This is a genomic window from Cupriavidus necator A5-1, from assembly GCF_000744095.1.
Lineage (GTDB): Bacteria > Pseudomonadota > Gammaproteobacteria > Burkholderiales > Burkholderiaceae > Cupriavidus > Cupriavidus necator_A.
Genome location: NZ_JQLI01000001.1, coordinates 4,516,265 through 4,532,643 on the forward strand (window position 1 = coordinate 4,516,265; position 16,379 = coordinate 4,532,643).

General features: G+C 67.6%; 16 protein-coding genes. 10 read left to right on the forward strand and 6 right to left on the reverse strand.

Annotation, left to right across the window (positions count from 1 at the left end; translation table 11 throughout):
• Positions 1 to 120: 120 nt before the first annotated feature.
• From K307_RS20085 to K307_RS20105, 5 genes are all read left to right on the forward strand, one after another.
• Entirely contained in the window at positions 121 to 1,071 is a 951-nt protein-coding gene (locus tag K307_RS20085) for a LysR substrate-binding domain-containing protein (protein WP_042882357.1), read from the forward strand.
• Positions 1,072 to 1,178: 107 nt separating this feature from the next.
• On the forward strand, positions 1,179 to 2,147 hold the full coding sequence (locus tag K307_RS20090) for a Bug family tripartite tricarboxylate transporter substrate binding protein (RefSeq protein WP_042880733.1): 969 nt from the start codon (positions 1,179 to 1,181) through the stop codon (positions 2,145 to 2,147).
• Between the two features lie 21 nt (positions 2,148 to 2,168).
• Positions 2,169 to 3,188, forward strand: a complete 1,020-nt coding sequence (locus K307_RS20095; protein ID WP_042880734.1) for a 4-hydroxythreonine-4-phosphate dehydrogenase PdxA — start codon at positions 2,169 to 2,171, stop codon at positions 3,186 to 3,188.
• A gap of 117 nt (positions 3,189 to 3,305) precedes the next feature.
• On the forward strand, positions 3,306 to 4,481 hold the full coding sequence (locus K307_RS20100; protein ID WP_042880735.1) for an L-rhamnonate dehydratase: 1,176 nt from the start codon (positions 3,306 to 3,308) through the stop codon (positions 4,479 to 4,481).
• A gap of 54 nt (positions 4,482 to 4,535) precedes the next feature.
• Complete coding sequence (locus tag K307_RS20105) at positions 4,536 to 5,537, forward strand: RNA-guided endonuclease InsQ/TnpB family protein (protein ID WP_051974978.1); 1,002 nt, start codon at positions 4,536 to 4,538, stop codon at positions 5,535 to 5,537.
• A 121-nt stretch (positions 5,538 to 5,658) separates the two neighbouring features.
• Here the strand turns inward: K307_RS20105 and K307_RS20110 are convergent, their stop codons facing one another.
• On the reverse strand, positions 5,659 to 5,895 hold the full coding sequence (locus tag K307_RS20110; protein ID WP_042880736.1) for a hypothetical protein: 237 nt from the start codon (positions 5,893 to 5,895) through the stop codon (positions 5,659 to 5,661).
• A gap of 262 nt (positions 5,896 to 6,157) precedes the next feature.
• On the opposite strand from K307_RS20110, the gene K307_RS20115 reads away from it, so the two are divergent.
• Positions 6,158 to 8,848, forward strand: a complete 2,691-nt coding sequence (locus K307_RS20115; protein WP_051974979.1) for a tannase/feruloyl esterase family alpha/beta hydrolase — start codon at positions 6,158 to 6,160, stop codon at positions 8,846 to 8,848.
• A gap of 13 nt (positions 8,849 to 8,861) precedes the next feature.
• On the opposite strand, the gene K307_RS20120 is transcribed toward K307_RS20115, so the two are convergent.
• The gene (locus K307_RS20120) at positions 8,862 to 9,827 is read right to left on the reverse strand and encodes a LysR family transcriptional regulator (RefSeq protein ID WP_042880737.1); all 966 of its coding nucleotides are present in this window, start codon (positions 9,825 to 9,827) and stop codon (positions 8,862 to 8,864) included.
• Between the two features lie 102 nt (positions 9,828 to 9,929).
• On the opposite strand from K307_RS20120, the gene K307_RS20125 reads away from it, so the two are divergent.
• Both K307_RS20125 and K307_RS20130 read left to right on the forward strand, forming a co-directional pair.
• Positions 9,930 to 11,066 (forward strand): alpha/beta fold hydrolase, encoded by a 1,137-nt coding sequence (locus K307_RS20125; protein WP_042880739.1) that lies wholly within the window; start codon positions 9,930 to 9,932, stop codon positions 11,064 to 11,066.
• 137 nt (positions 11,067 to 11,203) lie between these two features.
• Positions 11,204 to 12,277 (forward strand): tripartite tricarboxylate transporter substrate binding protein, encoded by a 1,074-nt coding sequence (locus K307_RS20130; protein ID WP_080745072.1) that lies wholly within the window; start codon positions 11,204 to 11,206, stop codon positions 12,275 to 12,277.
• 121 nt (positions 12,278 to 12,398) lie between these two features.
• On the opposite strand, the gene K307_RS20135 is transcribed toward K307_RS20130, so the two are convergent.
• Both K307_RS20135 and K307_RS47890 read right to left on the reverse strand, forming a co-directional pair.
• Positions 12,399 to 12,626, reverse strand: coding sequence for a hypothetical protein (locus tag K307_RS20135; protein ID WP_042882365.1), 228 nt, complete (start codon positions 12,624 to 12,626; stop codon positions 12,399 to 12,401).
• Positions 12,627 to 12,628: 2 nt separating this feature from the next.
• Positions 12,629 to 12,940 (reverse strand): hypothetical protein, encoded by a 312-nt coding sequence (locus tag K307_RS47890; protein ID WP_155301179.1) that lies wholly within the window; start codon positions 12,938 to 12,940, stop codon positions 12,629 to 12,631.
• On the opposite strand from K307_RS47890, the gene K307_RS20140 reads away from it, so the two are divergent.
• Positions 12,939 to 13,520 carry a PadR family transcriptional regulator gene (locus K307_RS20140; RefSeq protein WP_042880741.1) on the forward strand — a complete coding sequence of 194 codons (582 nt, stop codon included), beginning with the start codon at positions 12,939 to 12,941 and terminating at the stop codon, positions 13,518 to 13,520. The two genes, K307_RS47890 and K307_RS20140, sit on opposite strands and share 2 nt — an antisense overlap.
• Before the next feature lie 45 nt (positions 13,521 to 13,565).
• Here K307_RS20140 and K307_RS20145 read toward each other — a convergent pair whose 3' ends face one another.
• The gene (locus tag K307_RS20145; protein WP_042880742.1) at positions 13,566 to 14,561 is read right to left on the reverse strand and encodes an NAD(P)H-dependent flavin oxidoreductase; all 996 of its coding nucleotides are present in this window, start codon (positions 14,559 to 14,561) and stop codon (positions 13,566 to 13,568) included.
• Between the two features lie 79 nt (positions 14,562 to 14,640).
• Positions 14,641 to 15,075: a nuclear transport factor 2 family protein gene (locus K307_RS20150; RefSeq protein ID WP_042880744.1), complete on the reverse strand. Its 435-nt coding sequence runs from the start codon at positions 15,073 to 15,075 to the stop codon at positions 14,641 to 14,643.
• A gap of 219 nt (positions 15,076 to 15,294) precedes the next feature.
• Between K307_RS20150 and K307_RS20155 the strand changes: the two genes are divergently transcribed.
• A complete protein-coding gene (locus tag K307_RS20155) occupies positions 15,295 to 16,320 on the forward strand; it encodes a tyrosine-type recombinase/integrase (protein WP_042880745.1) in 1,026 nt (341 codons plus the stop codon).
• Positions 16,321 to 16,379: the final 59 nt, after the last annotated feature.

Below are 16,379 nucleotides of genomic sequence, written 5' to 3' on the forward strand. Positions count from 1 at the left end.
GGCCTGGCCGCGGCGCTGTGTTGGGTCAGAATGCGCCGGGCCAATATACGGGCCGCGTCGGAGGGCTGTATATTGAAACCTTTCCATCTGGTGATCGCTTTTGCGAATCACACCTCCGCCATGAAATCCACCCTCGACACCCTGACCGGTCGCCTGCGCATGAAGCAGCTGCAATTGCTGCTCACGCTGGACGAACACCAGTCGCTGCACCAGGCGGCCGCGGCGATGGCGATGACCCAGTCGGCGGCGAGCAAGTCACTGCAGGAGCTCGAAGGCATGCTGGAAGCGCCGTTGTTCGAGCGCTCCAAGCGAGGCATGCGCCCCAATGCCTTCGGCCATTGCGTGATCCGGCATGCCAGGCAGCTGGTGGCCGACCTGGGCGCGATGTGCGAGGAGGTGGCCGGCATCCGCGCCGGCAGCGGCGGGCGGGTGGCTGTCGGCGTGATCATGGGCGCGGTGCCGGATGTGCTGGTGCCGGCGCTCGAACAACTGCGGCAGGCACAGCCGGACCTGTCGCTGGAGATCATCGAGGACACCAGCCTGCGCCTGCTCGGGCTGCTCGATGACGGGCACGTGGACCTGGTGATCGGCCGCTCGCTGGTCAGCGACGAACCGGCCAAGTATCACTACCACCCGCTCGGCGATGAGCAGGTCGCGGTCGTGGTGGGCCATTCGCATCCCGCGCCGCGCGCGCGATCGATGGGGTTTGCGGACCTGGCGGGTTATCGCTGGATCACCTATGCCGGCCATATGCCGATGCATGCGCTGCTGCAGCGCGAACTCGACCTGGCCGGCGTCAGTTTCCCCGCCAATGCGATCGCGACCTCATCGGCCTTCGTGACGGTGACCATGCTGCAGCGGGATCCGGGGCTGGTGTCGCTGCTTCCAACCGGTGTGGCCGCATTGTTCGTGCGCCAGAAAATGCTGCGCATCCTGCCGGTGCGGCTGCAGTCGCGGCAGGAGACCTTCGGCATCGTCACGCGGCGCGGCGGCGCCTTGTCCGCATCGGCGCGGCAACTGGTGGCTATCCTGAAGTCAGTGCCGGGCAACGGAGGCAGCACCGAGGTATAACGCCAGGTGATCGCCAGTTCAAAAATGCTCAGTAGTAGCGAATCGCTGATGCTCCTATAGTCTGCCCATCCGCGCCGCAAGAGCCGGACAGCAAATCGGAGACAGCAATGAAGACATGGATCGCCGGCGCACTCGCCGGCATGGCAACGGTGGCCGCGGCAGTAACGACCACTGCCTGGGCGCAGGACACCCGGCCGGTGCGGCTGCTGGTGGGCGCGGCACCCGGCGGCGGCACTGACGTCATGGCACGCATCGTCTCCGACAAACTCGCAGCACAGTTGAAGCAGCCCGTCGTCGTTGACAACCGCCCCGGCGCCTCCAACACCATCGCCGCCGACATCACCGCCAAGGCCGCGCCAGACGGCAACACGCTGCTGATGGGCGTGGTGACCTCGCAGGCGATCGCGCCGCACCTGCTCAAGCTGCAGTTCGATCCGCTCAAGGACCTGGCGCCGGTGGCGCTGGTGTCGACGGTGCCCAATGTGCTGGTGGTCAACAACCAGGTGTCGGCGCGCGACGTCAAGGCGCTGGTGGCGCAGATCCAGGCCAACCCGGACAGGTTCCGCTACAGCTCGTCGGGCGTCGGCAGCACCCAGCACCTGGCCGGTGCCGCGTTTGCGCGCCAGATCAATGGCAAGCTGATGCACGTGCCGTACAAGAGCAGCAGCAGCGCGCTGGTCGACCTGATGGGCGGCCAGGTGGACATGAGCTTCGAGACCATGCCGTCGGTGATCAGCCATATCAAGGCCGGCAAGCTGCGCGCGCTCGCGGTGACCGCGGACAAGCGCTCGGCGCAACTGCCCAATGTGCCCACGCTGGCCGAAGCCGGCGTGCCCGGCATCCAGATGAGCGCCTGGTATGGCGTCTATGCGCCGGCCGGCACGCCGCCCGCCACGCTGCAGAAGCTGGGCACGGCGCTGACCAATGTCATCAAGGATCCTGACACGGTGCGCCGCCTGGCCGATGTCGGCGCCGTGCCCGGCGCGCTCACTGCGGGGCAGTTCGATGCGTTCTCGCGCGCCGAGTACGCGCGCTATGGCAAGCTGATTGCCGAACTGGGCGTCAAGCTCGATTAATGTTTATTTCCCGGAAGGCTCATGAATCTCCGTCCACGAATTGCCATGGTGCTGGGCGACCCCGCCGGCATCGGCCCCGAACTGATCGCCAGGCTGCTGGCCGATCCCGCCACCTGCGAGCAGGCCGACATCCTGCTGATCGCCGACCGCGACGAATGGCGGCGCGGCATGCAGGTGGCCGGCGTCGAACTCTCCCTTGAGGAGACCGATGTGGCTGCGTTTGCCGAAGGCGCGCCGCGCCTGTACCACTGGCAACTGCCGGAGAAGCCCGGGTTCCAGCGCGGCGTGGCCACCGCCGAAGGCGGGCGCTACAGCCTGGGCACGCTGGCACTGGCACTGGAACTGGCGCAGGCGGGCCAGGCCGATGCGATCCTGTTCGGCCCGCTCAACAAGAGCTCGCTGCACGCCGCCGGCATGGCGCATAACGACGAGCTGCACTGGTTTGCCGAGCAACTGGACTACCACGGCAACTTCTGCGAATTCAACGTGCTCGACGGCCTGTGGACCTCGCGCGTTACCTCGCACGTCGCGCTCAAGGATGTGCCGGCGATGATCACGCAGCCAAGCGTAGGCGCCGCCATCGACCTGATCGACCAGGCACTGCGCCGCGCCGGCATGGCGCGTCCGCGCATCGCCGTATGCGGCCTGAACCCGCACAACGGCGACAACGGCGCGTTTGGCCGCGAGGAGATCGACGTGATCGCCCCGGCCGTGGCCGCCGCCCGCGAGCGCGGTGTGAACGCGGAAGGGCCATTCCCGGCCGACACCATCTTCCTTAAGGTGCAGGGCGGGCCGGAGCAGCGGCAGTTCGACGCCATCGTCACCATGTACCACGACCAGGGCCAGATCGGCATCAAGCTGATGGGCTTCTCGCAGGGCGTGACGGTGCAGGGCGGCCTGCCGGTGCCGATCACCACGCCCGCGCATGGCACCGCGTTCGACATCACGCAGCAGGGCCGCGCCGATCCGGGCGCCACGCAGCAGGCCTTCCAGATTGCCTGCCGCATGGGTGCGCAACGACGCGCCGCCGCGAAAGACTGACGATCCCGCTCGCGCCGGTTCGCACCGGCGCGGCCTACCCAACACCGAAACCAGCATGACCGCCCCCGGCGCGGCCGGGGAGCGTTCGCGCCAAAGCATAGCCATCAGGAGCTCAACATGAAGATCACCAACGTCCGTGCCCGCGTCTTCGAATGGAAGGGCAAGACCGTGCCGCCGCAGGCGCATTTCTGCACCAATGCCACCGACATCCTGTTCGAGCGCGGCGACGCCATGGGCTCGTTCCGCTTCCACGGCTGGATGGTGGTCGAGATCGAGACCGACACCGGCCTGGTCGGCATCGGCAACTGCGCGCTGGCTCCGCGCGTGGCCAAGGAGATCGTCGACCAGTACCTGGCGCCGGTGGTGATCGGCCAGGACCCCTTCGACAACGAATACCTGTGGCAGAAGATGTACCGCCGCACCCATGCCTGGGGCCGCAAGGGCATCGGCATGGCGGCGATCTCGGCGGTGGATATCGCGCTGTGGGACCTGATGGGCAAGGCCGTCGGCAAGCCGGTGTTCAAGCTGCTGGGCGGGCGCACCAAGGAGAAGATCTGGTGCTACGCCTCCAAGCTCTACAACAACGATGACCGCGACGCCTTCCTGGCCGAAGCGCAGCGCTACCTCGACCAGGGCTTCACCGCGATGAAGATGCGCTTCGGCTATGGCCCCAAGGATGGCCCCGCCGGCATGCAGAAGAACATCGAGCAGGTGCGCCTGCTGCGCGAGCTGGTCGGCGACGGCGTCGACATCATGCTGGAGTGCTACATGGGCTGGACGCTGGAATACGCGCGCCGCATGCTGCCGCGCCTGGCCGAGTTCAACCCGCGCTGGCTGGAAGAGCCGGTGATCGCCGACGATATCGAAGGCTATGTCGAACTGAAGAAGGCAAGCCCGTTCCCGATCTCCGGCGGCGAGCACGAGTTCACCTCGTATGGCTTCAAGGACCTGCTGGAGCGCCGTGCGGTGGACGTGATCCAGTATGACACCAACCGCGTCGGCGGCATCACCGCGGCGCAGAAGATCAACGCCATGGCCGAGGCGTGGTCGGTGCCGGTGATCCCGCACGCCGGGCAGATGCACAACTACCACCTGACCATGGCGTCGACCGCGTCGCCGATGTCGGAGTACTTCCCGGTGCACGACGTCGAGGTGGGGAACGAGTTGTTCTACTACATCTTCAAGGGCGATCCCGCGCCGGACAACGGCTACCTGCAGCTCGACGACAACCTGCCGGGGCTGGGCCTGGAACTGAACGAGGAATACTTCAGCCAGTTCAACATCATCGACTAAACGCACCAGCCCACGCGGCAGCGCGGAAGATAGCGGCTGTCGCTGCGCCTGAAGATGGAGAAGACACCCAAGGAGCTCGCGAGCGCTCGCACTTGCCGGATCGTCCGCGAGGGCCGCGACCGCTATTTCGCTGTGTTCACGTTCAAGGGGCAGAAGAAGGCCAGGCAACGCGGCACGCGCGTGGTCTACATCGATCCGAACCTGAAGAACTTTGGCTACGCTCTGGATACTGAGGGGCGCGCCTTCGAATTGTCCAATCTTGAGAAGTTGAAGGAGTCGGAGCGCATTCTCGATCGGCTAACGAGTCTGCGTGACCGGTGCATAGCAAAGTCGCTGTGGGTAGATACCGTCCACGGCGATGGCACGGTGTCGACGCATTGGCGTCCCAGTCGCCGCTGGAAGGGTTTGGACGACGCTGTGGAGCGAATGCAAACCAAAGTGCGAGAACAGAAAAAGCACTTCATGTATTCGCTGGCGAACCAGCTCTGCAGGCACTACGACGTGATTGGGATCGGCAACTACGTGCCGGAGAACACCAACCACGGCAAGGGCCGCAAATACAACCGCGCGGTAAGAAACAGAACGATGCACGGTGCATTCAAGGACATTGTCTCGTGGGTCGCGACGCGCTCCAGAAAGCATGCGCTGGTGCTGGATGAAACCGGCACCACGCGAACGTGCCATGCGTGTGGTCACGTTGTCGAGGGCGGGATAGCGCCCGCAATTCGGGAGTGGGATTGCCCGGGCTGCGGCACCTGCCACCTGCGCGACGAGAATGCCTGTCAAAACGGTCTGCGGCGGCTGCTGACGCAAGTCGGCGACGCTGTGGACTGCTCCCATCTGCCCTGCTCGGGCCCCGTTCAGACTATCGGGCGGTGTGATTGGCGATTCCATCCGCAAGGATGGACGGGAGTCCCGAGAGGGGGCGCCAATGTGAATTCAATGCGCCTGCCGGAGTACCGGCAGCGAATGCGCGCGTTACCGCGCGCTCGGGTTGGTGACCGCGCGTCCAAATCTGCAAAGACGTCGCCATTAGCGATGCGTAGGCTTGCTTAGATTTGGAAGAGCGGTAGCGCGCCTTGATGTGTGCGATCGCCGGCGGCAGCAGACGCACGCCGGGCGAGGTGATTGCGCCGATGCGCGCGCCTGACGCGCAACCGCTGGTTCACGGCCGGGCTCAAGGCCGCCTTTTCCTCCACTCATAATCCGGCGGTGGGTCAGCCACGCCGGGCCGACCCACCGAGTTGGGATTCTCCGAGCACAGCGTGACAAAGCTCACCGGCTCGCCCGCGTGCTGGCGCTGGCGCAGCGCTTCCGTAAAGTGCAGCGCCTCGCGCATCGCGTCGCTGGGGAATGACTGCGCGTGGGGACTGAGCCCGGCGCCGTGGGCTTCGGACCAGTAGACCATGTACATAGAACGTCCTCTTGCTTGCGCTGGGTTGTGGCTTGCAGCAGCGCTGCAACCTTCGTTCCCGGCTCAGGGTGGCTTGGATCGTTTTCTGATTGCAATCCCTTCCGCTGCGGGTTGCAAGGATTTGCATGGCTTTTGTCCATATTTTTTAGATATGGATAAGCCATGAAGCATATATTTTACGCGCGCAGACCCCGGTGATACCGTCTCGCTCCAGCATTCCCGGCCACATGGCACGACGCGAATGCATACGGAGGAGACAAGCATGGCTACACAAGATTCGCGCCGCGCCCGCACCGGGCCGCGGCTGTTCGCTGCCGTCCTGGTCGCGGCGATGCTGGCCGTGGGCTGCGGCGGGAGCGATGACGCGCCGGTGGCGCAAGACCCCGGCGCGTCCACCGGTACACCGGGTGGCGACGATGCCGGCGGCAGTAGTGGTGGTAATCCACCGGCACTGTCGGCGCTGGACGCGTGCAACGCGCTGAACGGCATGGCCATCCCGGCCGCGCAACTCGCGCTGGCCTCGGGCGGCGCCACCGTGACCGGCGCCACGCTGATCGCCGCGGCGGCGCCCGGCAATACGCTGGGCGAGTATTGCCAGGTGCGCGGTGCGATCGCGCCGGTTGACGCGGCAGCGCCGTCGATCCTGTTCGCGGTGAACCTGCCGACGCAGTGGAACAATAAGGGCATCCAGTTTGGCGGCGGCGGCTTTGACGGCAAGCTGATCGATGGCACCGAGACCGTGCGCTTTGCCATGCCCGACGATCCCGCGCCGCTGGCGCGCGGCTATGCCACCTGGGGCGACGATTCCGGCCACCAGAGCAGCAGCATCACCGACGGGCGCTTCGCCACCAACGATGAAGCGCTGCGCAACTACGGCGGCGACACGCTGAAGAAAACCCATGACGTGGCGCTGGCGCTGATCCAGGCGCGCTACGGCAAGGCACCGCAGCGCGCGTATTTCCTCGGCACGTCTACCGGCGGGCGCGATGCGCTGACCTACATCCAGCGCTGGCCGGCGGACTACGACGGCGTGATCGCCAACGAGCCGGCGCTCAACTACACCGGCACGCGGCTCTCCAACGTGGCGGTGGGGCGCGCGCTCTACCTGAACAACGGCGCGGGGTGGCTCAACCTGAACAAGACGCTGCTGGTGCAGGATGCCGCGATGGCGGCGTGCGACCGGCTCGACGGCGTGGCCGACAAGATCGTCAGCAATGTGGAAGGCTGCCGGGCCGGCGCGCAGCAGGTGCTGGCCAGCCTGCGCTGTGCGGGCGGCGCGGACGCCGGCGACACCTGCCTGTCGGATGCGCAGATCGCCACGGTCAAGACCATCGAAGCACCGCTACAGCTTAGCTTTTCGCTGGCCAATGGCGTGACGGTGGCGGGCGGCTACAACCTGCTGGAAGGCGCGCTGGTGGCCGGCCCGTTCACCTCGCGCGATCTCGGCACGCGGCCGCTGCCGGGCAATCCCGCGACCACCGCCGACGCCAACATGTACGTCACCGGCGACCAGTGGGTGAAGTACTTCGTCACGCTCGATGCGGGCTTCGACGCGCTGAGCTTCGATCCTGCCAGCCCCGGCAGCTGGGCCGCGCGCGTGCATGCGGTGTCCGCGCTGACCGATGCAACCAATCCGGATATCTCGGCCTTCCTCGCGCACGGCGGGCGGCTGATCCTGCTGCACGGGCTGGCCGACGAGGTCATCAGCCCTAATTCCACCATCGCGTGGTTCCAGGCGGTGAAGGCCACGGTGGGGCAGGGGGTGGTGGACCAGGGCATCCGTTTTTACACGGTGCCCGGCATGGGCCACGGCACCGGCAGCTTCCTGCCGGCGTGGAATTCGCTGACGGCGCTGGAGAACTGGGTCGAGCTCGGCGCGGCGCCGGCCACGCGCACGGTGATGGATACCAATGCGCAGACCTATGGCCGCACGCGCCCGCTGTGCCAGTACCCGTCGTGGCCCAAGTACAAGGGCAGCGGCAGCGCGGATGCGGCGATCAACTACACCTGCGAAGGCGGGGCCGGAACCGTGCAAGCATGCCTGAACCTGCCCGCCGTCGTGACGGCGTTCAAGGGTGGCAACACGCTGGGCGAAGAACTGACCCTGACGGTGGACCCCGCCACGCTGCAATACACGGTGACGATCGATGCCAGCCTGCAGCGTCCAGTCAGCTCGAAACGAACCGGGCGGCTGGTGGCGCAGGGCGGCTGCACCTATGCCAGCGACGAGAACGGCGTGCGCTTTACCTTCGGCGGTGGCGGCGCGGTGACGGGTGGCGTGGTACCGGCATCGGGCACGGGCTTTGCACCGCTGCTGGCGTTCCAGAACGTCTCGTCCGACTACAAGGCGGTCGCGGACATCTACAACGTCAACGGCATCCAGTACGCGGTGGCGGGCAACACCGCCACGGTGCGCAACGGCGTGGCACGGCTGCGCTCGTCGGCGGCCACGTGGCAGACCTGCCAGGACCCGTCCACCGGCGGCTTTTTCGTCTATGACGCCGCTTGTACGTCGACCACCAAGGGCTACCTGAGCTGGAACGGCGCGCGCAACGCCTTCGACTACATGGTCGGTGGCACCATTGCCGCGAATGACGGCACGCTGTCGGGTTCGCTGATCAGCGGCATGGTCAACGGCAAGCCGGTGCCGCTGGTGCTGACGCGTTCGGCGACCGCCTATGGCATGAGCGTCTATACGCCGCAACCAGCGACGCTGCCGGCGGGTTCGGCCGACGGCACTTATCGCTTGCAGGGCACGGATGGCGTGCTGGCCGATGCGGACCTGGCGGGCATCACCATCACGCGCGCCGGCGCCGGCGGCACGCTCGCCTACAACCAGCCGGTGGCGGGCGTGATCGCGGCAAGCGGTGGCGTGAGCGGGTTCTATACGGCCAACGGCGGCGTGCTGGCCGGTACCGCGGGCACGCGTTTCGAACTGGGCCTGATGTATTGACCGCGCCGGCGGCTCAGGCGTCGGCCAGCGTCTTCGCCGGCCGGCGCCGGTGGCGAGCCGCCAGCCGGTGGGTCAGTGCCACCAGCGCGGCCAGTGCGGGGTCGCCGCCTTGCGCAGCATCCTCCCGATAACCCAACGTCAGTGGCGCGCGCAGCCGGTCGGCCTCCTGCATGCGGCAGTAGGCCACGCCGTGTCGGTTCAGGCTCGCCATCGATGCCGGCACCACGCTGACGCCGGCCCCGGCGGCCACCAGGTTCAGGTTGGTCAGCATGCGTTCGACTTCCGCGCCCACGCGCGGCGTGAAGCCGAGCGCCTCGCATTCGCGCAGCAGGTCGTGGTACATGCCTGGCGCGCCCGGGCGGCGCACCAGGATGAAGGGATCGCCGGCCAGCTCGCGCAGCGACACTGGCGCCGCCGGTGCCACGCATGCGGCCTGGCGCTTGCGCAGCAGCGGATGGTCCAGCGGCAGCGCGATCACCATGTCCTCTTCCAGCAGCAGGTCGAAGCGCACGCCGTCCGGATGCTGGACGGGCGCGCGCAGCAGTGCGGCGCTGAGCGTGCCGTCGGCCAGGCGCTCGATCGCCTCGGCGGCATTGCATTCGGTCAGCGACAGCGCCACGCGCGGAAAGCGGCGCCGGCACTCGCGCAGCACTTCCGGCGTGAGGCGGTGCGCCGCGGCGGAACTGGTGAAGCCGATCGCCAGCGAACCCTCGTCGCCGCGCGCCAGGCGCTGCATGCGCGCGCGCATCTGGTGGATGCGGTCAAACAGGTCCTCGGCATCGTCGCGCAGCGCGGTGCCGGCCGGCGTCAGTGCCACGCCGCGTGGCTGGCGCTCGAACAGGGACACGCCCAGTTCGGTCTCGAGCGCCTTGAGCTGCTGCGACAGCGGCGGCTGCTGGATGCCGAGCTGCTCGGCGGCGCGGGTGACCGAGCCATGCTCGGCGACGGCCAGGAAGTAACGCAGGTGCCGGAGTTCCACGCTGGTATATGCAATAGATATGAGTATGCGAGTAAGTATATATTTTTCAAGGCGCTGCAACTGGCCTACCATCGGCAGAATTCCAACAGGAGGCGCTATCCCATGCCTGATGCCATCGCTCTCGTCGTGCAACGCCAGCCAGCCCGGCGCCTGGTCTGCGCCGCTATCGCTGTGGCCGCGCTGGCCGGTTGCGCCGGTGTGCCCGAGGCGCCGCCCGCCGCCGGCAAACCGGCAGTGGCGGCTTCCGCAAAGCCGCACTGGCAGCGGGTCCACCTTGGCGCCGGTGCCGGCTATGACTTCCCGGTGTATGCCAACCACCCGCTCGATGGCGACCTGTCGCGCATCCGCGAGGTCGTCTTCGTGCAGCACGGCCTGCAGCGCAACGGCGACGACTACTACGCCGCCGGCGCCGCGCTGCTGACGGCAAGCGGGCGCAATCCGGAAGAAGTGCTGCTGGTCGCGCCCAACTTCCCCGGCACGCCCGACCAGCGCAAGGGCTTCGATGGCATGCCGCAATGGTCGGTGCAGGGCTGGATGAGCGGCGAGAACGCGGTGAACGCGCCGTTCACGGTCAGTTCGCTGCAGGTGCTGGACGACCTGGTTGCCTTCGTCACCGACAAGTCGCGCCTGCCGCAGGTCGCGAAGGTGACGGTAGCGGGGCACTCCGGCGGCGCGCAGATCGTGCATCGCTACGCGGTGCTGAACAATGTCGACGAGCGCATCCGCGCACGCGGCATCGACCTGCGCTACGTGGTGGCGAACCCCTCGTCCTATCTCTACTTCACGCCGGTGCGCCCGGCCGGCCCGGATGGCAAGTCGTTCGCGCCGTATAACAAGGCCGTCTGCCCCGACTACGACAAGTACCGCTACGGCATGCAGGACATCGTGCCGTATGCGCAGGGCGCCAATGGCCTGTCGCTGTACAAGCGCTACGCTGCACGGCAGGTAACGTACCTGGCCGGCACGGAAGACAACGACCCCAACCACAGCGTGCTCGACAAAGTCTGCGGCGCCGAGGCCGAAGGCCCCACGCGGCTGCAGCGCGCGCGCGGCTACCTGCGCTATGAGCGCTACCTGGCCAGCCGGGGCCTAGTGATTCGCCACCAGGCCTTTGAAGTGGTGGGCGTCGGCCATGACCAGTCGCACATGTTCGGTTCGCAGTGCGGGGCAAAGGCCGTGTTCGGCTTGCCGGAATCGGCCAACAAGGACGGCGCGGCCTGCCGGACGCCTCAGCTCTGAGGCGCGCAGCGCGGGGTTTGCCCGGGCGCCCAGCGCCGCAATGCGGTGCTACCATCCAGCGGTCCGCCGCTCTGGCGGACGCCCGCGGCGATGTGCCCGGGGGCCGTTCCAACGCCAATTGCGCCTTGGCCCTTCGATTGCTCCAGCCCAAGATCCAGCGCGACGCCTGGCGCGCTGCGGCGCGGCAGGGTCGCGATCCCGACAACGCCCTCGGCCATGGTCCATTGCGTCGGCGGCAATGCCTGCGCCTGGCCGCGGCTGGCATGCTGGCGGCAACCGCCGGACTGGTATTGCCGCGGCTCGCGTCGGCAGCTGACCTGCCACACCTGATGGTCGGCTACGGCGCCGGCGGCGGCGCCGACCATGTCGCGCGGCTTGTCGCCGACAGCCTGGCCGCCGACGGCTTTCCCGTGCTGGTCGAGAACCGTCCCGGTGCTGCCGGCCTGGTCGCCCTGCAAGCGGTGCTGCGCGCGCAGGCCGGGCGCCCCATGCTGTTGCTGGGTACGGTGGGCTCGGTCAGCATCGCGCCGCTGCTGTCGCAGCACGCCGCCGACGCCGAGCGCCTGCATCCGGTCGCGGTGATCGCCAGTACGCCGCACGTGCTGCTCACCAGTGGTGCCGCACCTGCGGGTGTTGCGCCCGTCGCCGAGCTGCATGCGTGGCTCGAACATGCGCGGCAACAGCCGGGGCAACTTGCCTTTGCCTCGCTCGGCATCCATTCCAGCGCTCACCTGGTCGGCGAGCTGATGTGCCGGCAGGCGGGCGCCGACATGGCGCATATCCCGTATTCCGGCAGCGCCCGCGCGCTGACCGACCTGCAGGGCGGCCATATCGCCATGCTGATCAGCACGCTGCAGGCGGCGTTGCCGCTCTTGCGACAGGGCAGGGCGCGGGCGCTGGCGGTGACCGGCGAGCGGCGCAGCCCGCTGGCACCGTCAATTCCTACATTTGCCGAGGCCGGCATCGGCGGCATGGTCCAGTCGGCGTGGTACGGCCTGCTTGCTGCGCCGGGCATGCCGCGTTCGCACTACGACGGCCTGGCCGAACGCCTGCAACGGCTGCTGCAAGGCCGGCCCGCGTTGCGCCAGCGCCTGCGGCAGGACGGTGCGGAGCCGCTGGCGCTGAGCGGCGCCGCGGCGGCGGCCTACCTCGCCGCGCAACGGGAGATGTGGCGCGCCGTGATCGGGCAGGTGCGGTCACGGCTGGAATAGCCACGGGTTCCCGCCGGACTTTTCAGCCCAAAGAAAAAAACCCGCGAACTTCGCGGGTTCAAGTCCTGCCCGCAGGATCGGGCCCGGAGGAGACAACCACAGGAAAAAGGGTCGCGCGGCGTTATCCCAGGTTGTACTTGACGACCTGTTCCTCGACGCCGACAAAACGCACCAGCTGGCGCAGGCCGCTGGCGTATTCCTTGATATGGTGGCCGTCCGGCGTATCGGGCAGCCGGTAATAAATGGGCGCCTTGTCGCGCATGGGCGGCAGGAAGCCGAGCGGACGCTGGGCGGTGTCGGCTTCCCAGGCGACGTCGCGGTCTTCAGCAAGCAAGGGTCTTCCGGTCATGGTCATAGTCCGCGGTTGGCACATGGTGCGGCCGGGGGCGTTTTTTTAGCTCGCACTGGATTCAATGTATCGAATGTATGGCAGGTAGCGGAAAAATGCCATTCAGCGTTTTTTAATTCTGTCTGCCGGGAAACTTCGAAACTGACAAAATCAACTTCACCGCCGAAATCGGGCGAGCCAGCCGAGACGCCTGCCAGTGCGATACCATTACGCCAGTCTTGCGGAGTGCGGGCCGCCGACGCGTGTGTCTTGCGGCCGCAATCCGCATTCCAAAAATCATAAACCGTCCCCAACGAGCCACTGCCAAGCTGCATGTCGACCCAGCACGCCTTGTTGATTTCCCTGATCGAGAAGCCGTCGTCCGGCTATGACCTGGCGCGGCGCTTTGACCGTTCCATCGGCTATTTCTGGCATGCCACCCACCAGCAGATCTATCGCGAGCTGGGACGGATGGCGGACAGCGGCTGGATCGTTGCCGACGAGAGCGACGCAGCGGATGGCGACGGGCCCGCCGCCGATCGGAAGAACCGCAAGAAGGTCTACCGGGTATTGCCCGCCGGACGCGACGAGCTGGTGCGCTGGGTGCTGGCCCCCGGCGCCGGGCTGGACCAGCGCGAGGAAATTCTGGTCAAGCTGCGTGCTGATGCCGTGATCGGGCCGCTTGGCCTGGGCGACGAGATGCGCCGGCTGCTTGCGCTGCACCAGGCGCGGCTGGAGACCTACCTGGCGATCGAGCGGCGCGATTTTTCCGCGCCGGACATGGATCGCGCGCAGCAGTTGCGCTATGCGTTGCTGCGGCGGGGTATCCGCTTCGAGCAGGACTGGGTGGCCTGGGGCGAGGAACTGCTGCCTTTGCTGGAGAAGTCCCTGGGGCGATCCGCCGCGGCAAGGTAAAACGCCGGCTCATGAGCCGGCGCTTGCTGCAAATGCCGCGACGCCTCAGGCGACGTCCACCGCGCGCGCACCCGCCGCGCTGGCCTCGCCCAGGCCCAGCCGGCGCCGGGCCAGCGCATACTCTTCGGCAAAGCGGCGCACCAGTTCGGCCGCCGGCACCACGCGCTTGATCGCGCCCACGCCCTGGCCGGCGCCCCAGATATCCTTCCACGCCTTCGCGCTGGCCGAGCCGAAATTCATCTTCGACGGATCGGATTGCGGCAGCGCGGCCGGATCCAGTCCCGCGCGCTCGATGCTGCCGCGCAGGTAGTTGCCATGCACGCCGGTGAACAGGTTCGAGTAGACGATGTCGTTGGCGCTGCTGTCGACGATCATCTGCTTGTAGCCGTCCTGCGCATTGGCTTCCTGCGTGGCAATAAAGGCCGAGCCGATATAGGCCAGGTCGGCGCCCGCGGCCTGCGCGGCCAGGATGGCGTCGCCGCTGGAAATCGCGCCCGACAGCAGCAGCGGGCCGTCGAACCATTCGCGGATCTCGTGCAGCAGCGCAAACGGCGACAGCGTGCCGGCATGGCCGCCCGCGCCGGCAGCCACGGCCACCAGCCCGTCGGCGCCTTTCTCGATGGCCTTGCGCGCGAACGTGTTGTTGATCACGTCGTGCAGCACGATGCCGCCGTACGAATGCACCGCTTCATTGACTTCGGTGCGCGCACCCAGCGAGGTGATCACGATCGGCACCTTGTAGCGCACGCACAGCTCCAGGTCATGCTCGAGCCGGTCGTTGGACTTGTGCACGATCTGGTTGACAGCGAACGGCGCCGACGGGCGGTCCGGATGCCTGGCATCGTGCTCGGCCAGCTCGGTGGTGATGCGGTCCAGCCATTCCTCCAGCTTGGGCGCCGGACGCGCATTCAGCGCCGGGAACGAACCCACCACGCCGGCCTTGCACTGGGCGATCACCAGGTCGGGGTTGGAAATGATGAACAGCGGCGAGCAGACCACTGGCAGCGACAGCCGGTTCTGCAGCAGGGCGGGAAGGGCCATTTGAGATGTCTCCTGGGTAGTACGGTGATACGGAAATTGAGCGGGAATCTGTGCGGGTTTGGGCCGATGTGGCGACAGCTCAGGCCGCGCCGGTCAGCACGTCCTTCTGGCTGCCCAGCCGCGCGCCCATGGCGGCGGCGAGCGCGTCCAGGCCCGAGCGCGGCCGGACCATGACCTCGAATTCGACGATGCGCCCGGCGTCGTCGAAGCGGATCATGTCGATGCCCTTGAGCGCCTTGCCTTCCACCGCGGCGCTGAATTCGAGCACGACGCTATGGCCGTCCTCGCTGACAAAGCTGCGGTGGTAGCGGAAGTCCTGGAACACCTGATTCACCGTGGTCAGCACCAGCGCGATCGCGGCGCGGCCGGGATACGGCGTGTGCGCGACCGGCGAGCGGAACACGACTTCATCGGCGACGATGGCGTCCAGCCCGGCCATCGAGTTGGTGGCAATCATCTGGTGCCAGGCGTCGAGCGAAGCCTGCGCGGCGGGAATCAGGTTGGCGGTGGTCACGGCGGTCTCCTTGGCTGGCGTCGGTACGCGGCGTCTCTTCGGATCTACGGGTCTGGGGTTTATGCAACCAGTTGCATAGTGATGGGAAAAATAGCACGCGCCGCGGAACGGTGCAAGCCGCGGGCGGAAAGCGGCGTCGGCTGCCTCCCGCCCAGTGACGGGTTGTCTACAATAGGCGGAAACACAATCCCGGCCCGCCGCCCCTGAGCAGGAGAGTCAGTGACCACTAAGCCTAGCGCCGCCCACCCTGAACAGGCGGCCTTGTTCGATGCCGACCTGGCCGCCTGGCGCGAGCATCCGGAGCGTGCCTTCGACGGCTGGCTGGCGCGCCACGGCTTCCGGCACGGCACCAGCGTGGTGTACCGCGCCATGTGGGGCAAGCTGCTGCGCTGGTCGGCCGAGCGCGGCCTGCCGCCGCTGAGCTGGTCTGCGGAGCAGATCGGCGAATTCCTGGACGCGCAGCAGCTGCACAAGTCGCACCGCTACCGGTACACGCGACTGATCGAGCGGGTCTTCCACCACCTGGCGCGGCTGCGCGAAGGCATGCACAACCCCGGCAGCCAGGCGGTGCGCGCGCACCTGGCCGATGGCGAGAACGATCCCACCGCCTTCCTGCTGCCCGGCGAGCGCGACCTGCTGGTCGCGCGCATCCTCGGCCCGGCCAGCCTGCCTCCGCCCGGTGACGAGCGCGGGGCGGCCTCGCCTACCCAATGGAAGCGCGCCCGCGACACGGCGTTGCTGGCCGTGCTGCTCGGCGGCGGGCTGAAGGTGGCAGAAGCCCGCGCGCTGCGGGTGGATGCGGTGGACGATGGCGCGCCGGGCCGGATGGCGCTGCGCATGGTCCGCGCGGACAACGGCCGCGCCTATACGGTGCCGCTGTTTAGCCTGGCCCATGCGCCGCTGCGGGCCTGGCTGGCGCTGCGCGAGGCCTCGGGCACGCTGGGCGGCTTGGTGTTTCCGGCGATGCCGGCCGGGCGGCCGATGCATGCCGCCTCGGTCTACCGGCGCGTGGAGATCCTGCTGGACGAGGCCGGCGTGCTGGCGGGCCGCAGCGAACGGGCCTCGCCGCAGACGCTGCGCAATACCTGCGCCGCGATGCATTTCGAGGCGGGCACCGCGCCTGCCGAGGTGGCGCAGTGCCTGGGCATGCGCGACCTGGAATCGGGCTGGCGCCTGCGCGCCGCCTATGAAGCCTGGCAGGCGCGTGCCGGGCTGGTGTCCGCGCCTGCCGAAGCGCAACCCTAGCGCCCTGCCTGCCGCCGGCATGTGTGCGCCACCGGATCGGGCGACCGCGGCGCATCGTG

Excerpts from the sequence above, each read along its gene's own strand:
- K307_RS20115 (WP_051974979.1), top strand. The coding sequence starts at position 6,158 with ATGGCTACACAAGATTCGCGCCGCGCCCGCACCGGGCCGCGGCTGTTC.
- K307_RS20135 (WP_042882365.1), bottom strand. The coding sequence starts at position 12,626 with ATGACCGGAAGACCCTTGCTTGCTGAAGACCGCGACGTCGCCTGGGAA.
- K307_RS20125 (WP_042880739.1), top strand. The coding sequence starts at position 9,930 with ATGCCTGATGCCATCGCTCTCGTCGTGCAACGCCAGCCAGCCCGGCGC.
- K307_RS20110 (WP_042880736.1), bottom strand. The coding sequence starts at position 5,895 with ATGTACATGGTCTACTGGTCCGAAGCCCACGGCGCCGGGCTCAGTCCC.
- K307_RS20145 (WP_042880742.1), bottom strand. The coding sequence starts at position 14,561 with ATGGCCCTTCCCGCCCTGCTGCAGAACCGGCTGTCGCTGCCAGTGGTC.
- K307_RS20085 (WP_042882357.1), top strand. The coding sequence starts at position 121 with ATGAAATCCACCCTCGACACCCTGACCGGTCGCCTGCGCATGAAGCAG.
- K307_RS20095 (WP_042880734.1), top strand. The coding sequence starts at position 2,169 with ATGAATCTCCGTCCACGAATTGCCATGGTGCTGGGCGACCCCGCCGGC.
- K307_RS47890 (WP_155301179.1), bottom strand. The coding sequence starts at position 12,940 with ATGCAGCTTGGCAGTGGCTCGTTGGGGACGGTTTATGATTTTTGGAAT.
- K307_RS20140 (WP_042880741.1), top strand. The coding sequence starts at position 12,939 with ATGTCGACCCAGCACGCCTTGTTGATTTCCCTGATCGAGAAGCCGTCG.
- K307_RS20105 (WP_051974978.1), top strand. The coding sequence starts at position 4,536 with ATGGAGAAGACACCCAAGGAGCTCGCGAGCGCTCGCACTTGCCGGATC.
- K307_RS20100 (WP_042880735.1), top strand. The coding sequence starts at position 3,306 with ATGAAGATCACCAACGTCCGTGCCCGCGTCTTCGAATGGAAGGGCAAG.
- K307_RS20090 (WP_042880733.1), top strand. The coding sequence starts at position 1,179 with ATGAAGACATGGATCGCCGGCGCACTCGCCGGCATGGCAACGGTGGCC.